Raw genomic sequence first — 9800 nt, forward strand, 5'->3', positions numbered from 1 at the left:
CTTTAACTGCTCTTGCGCCAATCGGCGGTCTCGGCATCGATCGTGGGGCTGGCCAACCTGGTGTTTTCAGTCATTTCATTTCCTCCGTCACTCTGGCTATCATCTCGAGGGACTGGTCGGGGCGGAGCGCGGCGGCCAACAGGTAGTCGGTCTTCAGCCGGTAGTGCCGAATTTCCGCCGCTCGTTCAAGATAGAGGCTCCCGGTCGCCTCCTCGATATAGACCACGTCGTGGTCTGTCGGGTCCGGAAAGCCGAGGATCGCGAATGTACTGCCCATTCCCGCGTGGGCACCCGCGGCGAAGGGTACGACCTGAATGGTGATATTGGGCAGTTCCGCTCGCTTGATGAGATGTTCGAGTTGGACGTGCATCACGGCCGTGCCGCCAACCGGGCGGTGCAACACCGCCTCGTCGAGGACGACCCACAGCCGAGGTGGGCTCTCGTGTGTGAGGCGATTCTGCCGGTCGAGCCGGAGCGCGACCCGGCGTTCCACATCCTCCTCGGCGATCTCCGGGTTGTCGGCGCGGATGACGTGCCGGGCGTACTCGGCCGTCTGCAGCAGGCCATGGACGAGCTGCGCCTCATACACGCTTATTGAGGAGGCGTCCCCTTCGAGTCCGATGTAGATCTCGAACCAGGGCGGAACCACGTCGTGGTAGGTATGCCACCAGCCACGTTTACGGGACTCGCGGGCAAGGGCGAGGAACGCCTCGCGCTGAGCGTCGTCCGTTACGCCGTAGAGCTGCAGGAGATCGTGGACGTCGCGCGTCCGGACGGGTACGCGACCGTTCTCCATTCTGCTGATCTTCGAAATAGAGCAACGGAGGAGTTCGCACGCCTGCTCGACTGACACGCCGGCCCTCTCGCGGAGTCGGCGGAGTTCGGCGCCGAGTCGCCGTCGCCGGACAGTCGGACCACTGTTGGTACCCATTGGTCCTCCTTGGTGATCGGCGCCGGACGTTCGTCTAGGGTCTGCCGGCCCCAGGCGGCGCCTCGCATCGTTGTCGTCAGCCCAGGTAGAACACCGCTACCTGGGCCTCCTCCGCCTCGCGACGCATCCACCTGGCATCCGACATCCCCCGAGCAACGTCCAGCGCCGACCACTTAGCATGGTCTATTACTACATAATGCCACCATCCCATCACTCTCATCGGGTGGGGTTGAGCGTTCTGTGGTGACACGGTCACAACGGCTGTTGCGGGGGGTCGTCGGTCCGGTCCATGCTGTCTTCGGGATCACTTTAAGTTTGTTCTCTACTTCGAAGGGTGAGTTGTTGATATGGGTGCGATGGGGGGAGATCAGGTGGACACAGGTGAAACGATGATCAGGCGCAGGTTTCTGGTCTTTGACGGAGACGGCGAGCTCGTCGCCACCTTCCCCGAGTGGGGCTCAGCCCACGCATGGGCACACCTGCGGGCCATGGAACCGCGCACGCCACAGCCGGTCCAGGTCGAGGACAGATGTGACCGCCGGACGTGGACCATCGAGGCGGGACGCTGCCGGATGACGGTATGGCGTTGCGATGTCGAATATCGCTCCTGCGCACCGGACGCCGCGGTGGCGATCGGCAGGCGGGAGCACGCCTGGGCGTCCTGACCGGCCGGCATGGGCGGCGGCAGGGCCTTCGATTCTCGTTGAGCGGCTGCCGTCGTGGACCAATCGTGTGCTGAATGGCAGCTTTTCAGGGTATGTCTGAATAATCAATTCGATGGTGCGTCGCGGACGGCAGCGATCGCATCGTCCATGGTGAGCCCGCCGCCGGACGGGATGCGCCATGGCACGTCCCGAGATCCGGGTATCATGGTGGATTTCTGAGCTTCCATGGTGGAAGGAGGTTCGATGGCGCTGAACATCAAAAATGACGAAACGCAACGACTCAGTCGCGAGCTCGCCGAGTTGACCGGAGAGAGCATCACCACCGCTGTGACCGTGGCTGTCCGCGAGCGCCTCGACCGGATGCGTGCCGATCGTGAGGGCGCTGAGCAACGAGCCGCCCGCATTGTGGCCATCGGCCGTCAGATTGCTGCCGCTGTGTCCGCGTCCAGCCTGAGCATTGATGACCTTTATGACGAGCGTGGGTTGCCGGCGTGATCGTCGACTCCTCGGCGCTTGTCGCCGTCGTCCGGGTCGAACCTGACGCGGCTCGGTATGCTGCCGCGCTCGTCGCGGCGAACCGGCCGGCGATATCGGCCGTCACCGCAGCGCAGGCCAGCATTGCTCGGCAGGCATACCGCGACTTCGGGCGGGGCAGTGGTAGCCCCGCCCGGTTGAATTTCGGAGACTGCTTCGCGTACGCGTTAGCGGCGCAGAGGCGGGAGCCGCTGTTGTTCAAGGGCGCGGACTTCACTCACACCGATCTGGTCGCTGCGGACATCCCCGACCAGTAGTCCACCGCAACGAACCAACGGCTAACGTGACAGGATGAGCCTGCGCCTGAGCCGGAATGCGGGTGCCGTAAGGATGAACTAGGCCGATCTCGCCGCAGTGGCGTGAGGACGCAACGGCTGCCGTACCCAATCACGCCCACGTGTCGTGATCGCGTTGCGGTGTGCGGTGTGCGGTGTGCGGTGTGCTGGTGCGTGTTTCGTCGGCGATGTAGCCGTAGGGCGGTCAGGCACAGGACCAGGACTGCCGGGCCGACGTGGATGGCCATGACTCCGATGTAGTGCGGGCCGCCCCAGTCGTTTCGATAGGTCTCGGGATGACTGAGGTCGTCGACGGCGATCACGAATCCGGCTCGCACGACGGCGAAAGCGCCGATCGCGACCACGATGACGCGGATGATGCCACGCCGCAGTCGGGTACCCCACCCGCGGCTCGGTGCGGGTGGGGGCCGGCGTGCGCAGGCCAGCCCGACCGCGATCAGGCCCGCCGCGACCAGACCTGCGACGGCCAGCCCTGTCACGGAGTGCCGCGCCCGCGGTCGAGGACTCGGCGCCGCACGACGGCGTACTGGGCGCGCCACCGTCGGGGGTGCATCGCCAGCAGGAGACGTCTCATGCTTGGGCCAGCCGGGTGCGTCCCGTCTGTACGACCCGGGACCAGGTCGCGAGTTGGGTGGCCAACGCGGCCCGTCCCGCCGTGGTGACCTCGTAGGGATGGCGCCGTTCCTCGCTGGGCAGCGGGACGATCAGGCCGCGTTCGACCAGCTTGGTCAGTGAGCCATACAGAGTGCCAGGACCCAGCCGGACCCCGGTCTGCTCCAGAATGTCAGTAGTGATCGCGTACCCGTGCTTCGCGCCGTCGCTCAGTGACAGCAGCACCAGCATCCCGGGCTCACCAAAGCGGGCCACGGTACGAGGGCGAGTCTGCGCCTGAATCAGCTCGCCGAGGCGGCTGAGCTGTTGACCAACGATCCGCTCGCCCTGCTGATCGGGATGGTTCTGGACCAGCCGATGCCGCAAGGATGGAGTGGGCTGGCGCGCTGACGCGGTGTGCCGCCGTGGTCCGGTACGAAGACAGTTGCCGGCGGATGAGTGGCGCAGATCACCTTCCAAAGGTGACAGTACATTGTCGCCGTCCTCGACCACGATCGAGGCATGACACACATCGCTACCGCGCGTCCCGCCGGCCCTCGTCCCGATGACGTCGCCACGACCGGGCTTGACTGCCTCGCCGAAACCGCAGCGTTCAACGCCGCATTCGAGGCCAAGGCGAAGTCCCGTCCTGACCGGGTGAGGCGACCGGATGCCGTGATGCTGGCGGCTCTGCGGCGCAATCGACTGGGCGGCGACACGCCGCCGGTGCGTCTGGCTGAGGCGCACGACCGGGATATTGAGGTCGACGGGGCACGTGTGAAGCTGCGGGTCTTGGTCCCGAGAGTGGTCGAGGGCGTATACCTGCATATGCATGGCGGCGGCTGGATGTTCGGCTCGGCCGATGGGCAGGACGAGCGGTTGTGGGACCTCGCCCGTACCGCGCGGCTCGCCGTGCTCAGCGTCGACTACCGGCTCGCGCCCGAGCACCCGTATCCGGCGGCGCCGGATGACTGCGAGCGGGCCGCGCTCTGGTTGGTGCGCAACGCCGCGGCGGAGTTCGGCACCGACCGGCTGTTGATCGGCGGCGAGTCCGCCGGCGCCCATCTGTCGCTGACCAGCCTGCTACGGCTTCGGGACCGGCACGCGATCACGAATGCGTTCCGAGCGGTCCACCTGACATTCGGCCCCTTCGATCTGTCGATGACGCCGAGCCAGCGGCTGTTCGGAGCGCGCCCGCTACTGACCAACACCGACTCGCTTCGGACGGCCTACGAGGCGTTCCTCCCCGACTGGTCACCCGAACAGCGGCGCGACCCGGAGCTGTCGCCACTGTACGCCGACCTGTCGGGAATGCCGGCGGCGCGGATCGTCGTCGGGACGGCGGACCCGTTGCTGGACGACTCGTTGTTCCTGGCCGCGCGTTGGCGGGCCGCCGGCATTCCCGTCGAATTGGAGGTCGTGGCCGGGGCGATGCACGGGTTCACCCTTTTCCCGCTCACCGTTACCGAACAGGAGGTGCGCAGACAGGCCGAGTTCCTGTCGCAGGTGTGAGGTAGCTTTTTTGACGTGACACGGACCGATCGTCTCTATGCGCTGGTGGAGGAGTTGCGTGCAGCAGCACCGCGCCCTCTGACGGTGTCGACGCTCGCGCGGCGGCTGGAGGTCAGCGAACGCACCGTCCAACGCGATCTGAAGGCAATGACGGAGACCGGAGTACCCATCTACAGCGCGAGCGGGCGCGGCGGCGGCTGGTATATCGACTCGGCGATGACTTTGCCGCCCATCAATTTCACTTCTCGTGAGGCCCTCGCGGTGGCCGCGGCGCTGGCCGCAGCGGAAAGCTCGGCACCGTTCTCCGATGGCGCCCGCGGCGCGATGCGGAAGATAGCCGCATCGCTGTCGGGTCAGGTCTCGATCGCGGCGCATGACCTTGCTGCCCAGATAGTCGCCATGCCCTCCCGTATTGACCCGACGGTGCGCGCCGCGGTCGAGCGGGCCGTTACCGAACGCGAGGTGCTGTGGTTGAGCTATCTGGATGCGAACGAGCAGGCTTCCGAGCGCGAAGTGGAACCGATCGGCCTGCTTACCGCCCAGGGCCGGTGGTACCTCCTGGCGTGGTGCCGCGTACGGCGCGCCTCACGCGGGTTCCGGCTCGACCGTATCCAGGCGGCCGCCCCGACCGGCCGCCCGGCGCCCCGGCGTGTCCTGGCCGACATGCTCGGATCGGCCGCCCCGGGCGCTGTCACCCCGCCCGCGCTGGACTCCCTCACCACACATGCTTGATGGCGGCGGCTCTGGAATGCTGGCCTGGCGAGGGTCGTCGGCTCTACGACCCTCCGGCCGGAGTAGGGATATCGATGGCATCTGAAGCGGCTGGCTTTGCGGGTCAGCGGCAGTTCTCCCTCCGCTTCGGCCTGCGGTGGAGGACCTGCTGGGCGCCGGAGCAGTCCTCTCGAAGGCTACCGATGCCGTCCGCCCGTCCGCCCGTCCGAGCTCCGGTCGATGCCATCTCCGGATGAGACCGAACAGCGCGTCTCCTGATGCCGATGTCTAACGAGCGCGTTCGTCCGGTGAATCATCTGGTGAGTCCGGCCAGCCCGAGGCTCGCTCCGCCGGCGCCATCGCTTTCTACCGTGATGTTTTCGGCGCGGTGGAGCAGGAACGGCACATCGATGAAACCGGCAAAATCGTACACACCGACCTTGTGGTCGGCGGGGTCCGGATAGCCGTCAAGGACGAGGACGAGGACGAGGACGACGGCGATCCGGCGCCGCCGCGTCTGGGTGGGACACCGGTCATCATGGCCGTGGAGGTTCCTGACCCGGACGCCACCGCGGCGGCGATGCTCGAACGGGGAGCGGCTGTCGTACCCCCCGGCACCATCAGCCGCGTCCGTGGGGAGTACGACGCCAGCCGTCGGCTTGTCCGGCTGTCCGGACCTGTGGCCCCGTCAGGCGTTCAGCCAGTTACGCCGGTCTCGCGCCGCGGCATAGATCCGCTCGACGTGGGCTGGCTGCCACGCCGCCGAAAGATCGCCGAAGGTGGCGATCTCGTCGTGCCGGATGGCCCGGACGTGGATGGCATGGGCATCGCCACGCGGGCGCGCCACGGTCAGGTTCGCCGGCTGGACGAATGCCAGCACCGCCTTGGCCTCCACCGCGAATCCGCAGGTCTGACTCAGCACCGCCGAAGCCCGCTTGGCCTCGGCCTCGGCCTTTCGCACGTACGGATACAGTTGACCGCCCACCTTCACCATCTGGTTGCCGACCCAGATCCTGGCGCCGGCGTGGTTCTTCGTGTTGAAGGTGAACACCCCGCCCGGGCCGATCAGAAGATGATCGATGTCGACGTTCCGGGGCAGCGGTATCGAATGCACTACCCGCCAACCCCGGCCGGTGAGCCGCTCCAGTTCCGCTCCCACCGCCTCCTCTCCGACCAGTCCCTTGCGCCACCCGTCGATCTCCGACGGCCGGCGAAACAGACGGTTGAGCAGGGCGCGCCAGAAACCCGGCGTCAGCTCTTCGATCTTCGCGCGGATCGTCGCGCCGGGCGGGTTGCCGGCGAGGTCGTCCGCGGGATGGGGCGCTGCACCAACCGGGCCGCTCGTCGTCCACCCTGGCGGCGTAGATACTTCCGGCGTCCATCCGGCCAGCGGTGCCGACGTCGGTACGGGCGGCGGTGGCGGCGGCATGGCGGGCGACGGCAGTGGGTCGGCCGGGGGCGCCGGCCTTTGCGCCAGGTAGGGGGCGAGGGCGTCGACCACTTCGTCCCGATTGACGTCGAGCAGGACGTTGAGCTGATGGGTCCGCAGATCGAACCAGGCGGCACTCTGCCCGTCCGGAAGGTTCACGTAAAGCCGGTCCTGCCCACGCCGGCGCCACGGCTTTACCTGTAGCTCACCCATGCCCATTCCTGTCGCCGAAGATGACGGATCAGGGTGGATCAATCGTCTTTGCCGCGCGCCGGATCGGCCGTCTTGTGGACGGACGACTCCCGTACGGTGCGACCACGCCACACTATCTCCGGGGGAAGCGCTCATCCACCGGTTCTGCGACGGTCGGAAAGCCGGCAGCCCGTAATACCATCAGTATGAGGCCGCTGACCAGCGCAATTACCGATCGGAACCGAATTCCTGGGATCTTCGGCGTTCGCTACTCTTCGTGGAGAGGAATGCATGCCTTATTACACTGCGTATGCAGCGTGGTCTGCGGTACAACCAGCCTCGCTGGCGCGGCGATCGTCACGGAGTTGTAGGCCCCCCGAGGGCGGCTACGCATGATGTCACGACGCCTGGCGGCGGATAGTGCTGGACGCGGTCGGTCGTGTCTCCACCGAGCGACGTCGGGGTGGATGCGCCGGAGTTCGAGGGACGCGGAGTCCTTGGAACCAACCCATTCGAGACCGTCGAGCAGACAGCGGACGCGGCGGGTCTCACCTGGAGATGATCGTGTCCTCGGCGTGCTCTGTGCCCTCGTCCGTCTGACGCCCTGACCGTCGGGTGTCTATGTTGATCTCAGTTTCTCCCCGCCGTCCTCCGGGACTGGCGGGATGGTGCTGGACCAGCGGGTATCGGAAAGAACAAACGCGGCGTGATCTTTGGCGTGAAGATCGCGGCTTGACAGTTGGACCCGAGGGATGTTGATGCCCTCCTGAACGACCCGGCTAACAGAAGTGGCAGCGGCTCGATGCGCATCTGGGCTGGTAGACGATGCGCTTGCACTATGGCTGGGTGAGGTCAATCTTCACGGGGAACGGAGCCGCAGCTTCGACGACACCCGTGTGGACATCACCGACTCGGTAGGTTCCCGCGGCCGGGTCGAGCACATAGGTATAGACGAGAGGGACGCCGGCGGCGGAGTGCTCGATCCGCCAGTAGAACTGGATGCCGGCCCGGGCGTACTGCTCCGGCTTGAAAACACGGTCCGTGGTTTCAGAACCCGGTGAGACCACTTCGCCGACGAGGAGGATGTTTTCCGGGCGCATCGGGGTGACACCGACCGCGCCTGCCCGGTATACGACGATATCAGGCCGCCGGACCGTCAGCGGCACATCCTGGAGCCGGACATCGAAGTCAAGATCGGCGAACCACCCCGGGGTCCCGGCCAGCTCCATGGCATTGGCGACTTTCCTCGCCAGCCGGTTATGCGGCAGGGAGGCGCTGGGGACCATGACGACCATCCCGTCCACGATCTCGATGTCCTTGCACTGTTCTTCGGACAGCGAGTTGTACAGCTCCGCTGTGATCTGCTGGTGCATCCAGGCGGGAGCGACCATCTCCGCGGTCACGGCGCACCTCCCTGAATTGGCGGCCCTGGATCGGTGGCAGACCTGATGCCTCACGGCAAGCGTAGCGCGCTGGTCGTGTCTGCCTGCACTGTTCGATGATCGGGCACGCGGGCGGGGCGAGCCCACGAGCGGTGGTGGTGGGTGTCGCGCATCGGCGCGGTCCCCTGCACCTCAGGTCCTTGGGCCGGCCCAGCCCGGCGTCGGGTCGCGGTCGGGCCCTTTTCTAGATCGGCTACGTCATGACCGGTTCCTGCATGGCCGGGGTTCGAGATGCGGGCCTCGGATGGGCCGTGCTGGCACGCAGCCTGCGGCATCGGGGCAGATGCAGGCCGTACTTCTTTCCCAAGGCTTCAGTGCTGTCGTCCAGTTGCGGCGAGGAGCTGATCCTGAAGGCTGGCATCGGCGGGCGGAGGGACGGCGGGGGCGTACATGCCGGTGGCGGCGAGTTGACCGCCGAGGGCCCGGACCCCGTCGAGGACTGCCGAGACGGCTTCGAGGTCCAGGTCGACGGTGTGGCGGGTCGCGTGGGCCAGGTCCCAGGCGCGCACAAGGGGTTCGATCAGGGCGAGGCTCAGAATGTCGGCGACGCTGCGCGGACCCATCGGGGTCGCTTGCTGTGCGGTGGGGTCGACACCTTCGCGAGGACCCTTTCGATGTCGCGGTGGGCTGCCTGCCAGGCGGCAGCGGGTGCCGTGTCGGCGAGTGCGTCCGGGTCGGCGTGCGGCGGGCGGGGGCCCTGCCCTGTCAGGAGCGCGGCGACCTGTTGCTGGCCGTCGATGAGATGGCCCAGCACCGCGCGGGCCGTCCAGGGCGGACAGGGGGACATGAAGTCCCAGCGGTCGTCTTCGACGCGGGCGACGATGTTGTCGACTTCGTTGAGGGCGCGTCGGTAGCGGTCCAGCACGATGGCGGTCACGGGTTCTCCTTGGGCTCGTTCAGCAGGGGCTTGAGTGCGCGCCACGCTCCGGCCGCCAGGTGGTCCGTGGCGTCGTCGAGGCGTCCGGCGGCGGTTTCCAGGCAGCGGCGGGCGTACTCCTGCGCCGGGCCGATCCACAGCGCCAGCATCACCGCCAGATCCGGGGAGCCAGTCCAGCCGTGCTCCCGCAGCCAGGAGGTGACGTCCTGGAAGAAGGCCCGATTTCCGGCGACTGCGGCCGTGTCGAGTCCTGATCGCAGCGTGGTGGCCGAGGTCGAGAGGAACAGGCGGGCGAGCGATTGATGGTCCTGCATCCATTCCAGGTGGCGGATCACCACGTGGGTGACCCCGTGGCGAGAGTCGGTGGCCGCGTGCAGTTCGGCCGTCAGCGCTGCCTGGTGGCCGGCCAGTCCGGCGGCTACGACCGTGCGCGCCAACGCGTCCCGGGTCGGGAAGTGGTGGAAGAGGCTGCCGTTGCTGACGCCGGCCCGCCGACGCACCGCCTCCAGTGAGGTGGATTCCCACCCCTGCTCGGTCGCGCACGCCAGAGCGGCGCGAACGATCTCTTCATGACTTCGTGAGCCCGGGTCACTTGCCATAGAGGATCACTCTAGACCTGT

At 67.0% G+C, this 9800-nt stretch carries 12 protein-coding genes; 5 read left to right on the plus strand and 7 right to left on the minus strand.

Going from position 1 to position 9800, the window contains the following annotated elements:
* Window positions 1–70: 70 nt before the first annotated feature.
* Window positions 71–931 carry a helix-turn-helix transcriptional regulator gene (locus U9979_RS17230; RefSeq protein ID WP_322748843.1) on the minus strand — a complete coding sequence of 287 codons (861 nt, stop codon included), beginning with the start codon at window positions 929–931 and terminating at the stop codon, window positions 71–73.
* A 371-nt stretch (window positions 932–1302) separates the two neighbouring features.
* Here U9979_RS17230 and U9979_RS17235 point away from each other — a divergent pair, with 371 nt between their 5' ends.
* The 3 genes from U9979_RS17235 to U9979_RS17245 all read left to right on the plus strand — a co-directional run bounded on the left by U9979_RS17235 (window position 1303) and on the right by U9979_RS17245 (window position 2387).
* Window positions 1303–1596 carry a hypothetical protein gene (locus tag U9979_RS17235; RefSeq protein ID WP_322748842.1) on the plus strand — a complete coding sequence of 98 codons (294 nt, stop codon included), beginning with the start codon at window positions 1303–1305 and terminating at the stop codon, window positions 1594–1596.
* A 243-nt stretch (window positions 1597–1839) separates the two neighbouring features.
* Complete coding sequence (locus tag U9979_RS17240; protein ID WP_322780199.1) at window positions 1840–2091, plus strand: type II toxin-antitoxin system VapB family antitoxin; 252 nt, start codon at window positions 1840–1842, stop codon at window positions 2089–2091.
* Window positions 2088–2387 (plus strand): type II toxin-antitoxin system VapC family toxin, encoded by a 300-nt coding sequence (locus U9979_RS17245; protein ID WP_322780200.1) that lies wholly within the window; start codon window positions 2088–2090, stop codon window positions 2385–2387. Before U9979_RS17240 ends, U9979_RS17245 begins: the two co-directional genes overlap by 4 nt.
* 609 nt (window positions 2388–2996) lie before the next feature.
* On the opposite strand, the gene U9979_RS17250 is transcribed toward U9979_RS17245, so the two are convergent.
* Complete coding sequence (locus U9979_RS17250) at window positions 2997–3269, minus strand: PadR family transcriptional regulator (RefSeq protein WP_322780201.1); 273 nt, start codon at window positions 3267–3269, stop codon at window positions 2997–2999.
* A gap of 270 nt (window positions 3270–3539) precedes the next feature.
* Here U9979_RS17250 and U9979_RS17255 point away from each other — a divergent pair, with 270 nt between their 5' ends.
* Together U9979_RS17255 and U9979_RS17260 are read left to right on the plus strand one after the other, a co-directional pair.
* Window positions 3540–4529, plus strand: a complete 990-nt coding sequence (locus U9979_RS17255) for an alpha/beta hydrolase (RefSeq protein ID WP_322780202.1) — start codon at window positions 3540–3542, stop codon at window positions 4527–4529.
* Between the two features lie 15 nt (window positions 4530–4544).
* Window positions 4545–5261, plus strand: coding sequence for a helix-turn-helix transcriptional regulator (locus U9979_RS17260; RefSeq protein WP_322780203.1), 717 nt, complete (start codon window positions 4545–4547; stop codon window positions 5259–5261).
* Between the two features lie 667 nt (window positions 5262–5928).
* Here U9979_RS17260 and U9979_RS17265 read toward each other — a convergent pair.
* From U9979_RS17265 to U9979_RS17285, 5 genes are all read right to left on the minus strand, one after another.
* Complete coding sequence (locus tag U9979_RS17265) at window positions 5929–6882, minus strand: nuclease-related domain-containing protein (protein WP_322780204.1); 954 nt, start codon at window positions 6880–6882, stop codon at window positions 5929–5931.
* 815 nt (window positions 6883–7697) lie between these two features.
* Entirely contained in the window at window positions 7698–8264 is a 567-nt protein-coding gene (locus tag U9979_RS17270; protein WP_416220245.1) for a Uma2 family endonuclease, read from the minus strand.
* Window positions 8265–8614: 350 nt separating this feature from the next.
* Window positions 8615–8866 carry a hypothetical protein gene (locus U9979_RS17275; RefSeq protein WP_322780205.1) on the minus strand — a complete coding sequence of 84 codons (252 nt, stop codon included), beginning with the start codon at window positions 8864–8866 and terminating at the stop codon, window positions 8615–8617.
* Window positions 8836–9180, minus strand: a complete 345-nt coding sequence (locus tag U9979_RS17280) for a maleylpyruvate isomerase N-terminal domain-containing protein (protein ID WP_322780206.1) — start codon at window positions 9178–9180, stop codon at window positions 8836–8838. Before U9979_RS17280 ends, U9979_RS17275 begins: the two co-directional genes overlap by 31 nt.
* A complete protein-coding gene (locus U9979_RS17285; RefSeq protein WP_322780207.1) occupies window positions 9177–9779 on the minus strand; it encodes a TetR/AcrR family transcriptional regulator in 603 nt (200 codons plus the stop codon). The genes U9979_RS17280 and U9979_RS17285 overlap by 4 nt, the downstream gene beginning before the upstream one ends.
* Window positions 9780–9800 lie beyond the last annotated feature (21 nt).

The sequence above is a fragment of the Protofrankia sp. Cas4 genome (assembly GCF_963555915.1).
GTDB lineage: Bacteria > Actinomycetota > Actinomycetes > Frankiales > Frankiaceae > Protofrankia.

What these genes read in the sequence shown, in the direction of transcription:
- U9979_RS17250 (WP_322780201.1), bottom strand. Translation starts at nt 3,269, where the DNA reads ATGCTGGTGCTGCTGTCACTGAGCGACGGCGCGAAGCACGGGTACGCG.
- U9979_RS17275 (WP_322780205.1), bottom strand. Translation starts at nt 8,866, where the DNA reads ATGGGTCCGCGCAGCGTCGCCGACATTCTGAGCCTCGCCCTGATCGAA.
- U9979_RS17255 (WP_322780202.1), top strand. Translation starts at nt 3,540, where the DNA reads ATGACACACATCGCTACCGCGCGTCCCGCCGGCCCTCGTCCCGATGAC.
- U9979_RS17240 (WP_322780199.1), top strand. Translation starts at nt 1,840, where the DNA reads ATGGCGCTGAACATCAAAAATGACGAAACGCAACGACTCAGTCGCGAG.
- U9979_RS17285 (WP_322780207.1), bottom strand. Translation starts at nt 9,779, where the DNA reads ATGGCAAGTGACCCGGGCTCACGAAGTCATGAAGAGATCGTTCGCGCC.
- U9979_RS17230 (WP_322748843.1), bottom strand. Translation starts at nt 931, where the DNA reads ATGGGTACCAACAGTGGTCCGACTGTCCGGCGACGGCGACTCGGCGCC.
- U9979_RS17265 (WP_322780204.1), bottom strand. Translation starts at nt 6,882, where the DNA reads ATGGGTGAGCTACAGGTAAAGCCGTGGCGCCGGCGTGGGCAGGACCGG.